This window comes from Rhodococcus sp. T2V (assembly GCF_029269925.1).
Lineage (GTDB): Bacteria > Actinomycetota > Actinomycetes > Mycobacteriales > Mycobacteriaceae > Rhodococcus_F > Rhodococcus_F koreensis.
Window position 1 is genome coordinate 1 of sequence record NZ_JARJBD010000451.1, and the last position, 333, is coordinate 333.

1 protein-coding gene is annotated in these 333 nt (G+C 63.7%); it reads right to left on the reverse strand.

The features are described from left to right. Positions 1 to 333 (reverse strand): phosphopantetheine-binding protein (locus P3H15_RS54795; RefSeq protein ID WP_276144926.1); only part of this gene is annotated, 333 nt, incomplete at both ends.

A 333-nucleotide genomic window follows, 5' to 3' on the forward strand; every position in this document is an offset into this window, starting at 1 on the left:
TGTCCATGGTTCCCGACAGGCGCAGGGCGAATGGGATGTTGTAGACCGGTGAGTGTGGGTCGAACCGGTTGAGGAACCAGATCCGTTGCTGTGCATACGATAGCGGGATGCGTTCAGGTCGGGGCCGCGGCAGCAGCGGTGTGCGTGCGTCGGTCGTCGTTGGGGAGGCGAGCCACTTCGACAGTGCCTGCACCGACGACGCCTCGAACAGCACTCGCATCGGCACCCGCACATCCATCGCCGTACTCAGCCGCGACAACGCTTGCGTCGCGAGCAATGAGTTGCCGCCGAGGGTGAAGAAGTCGTCGTCGAGTCCGATTTGGTCGTGGCCGA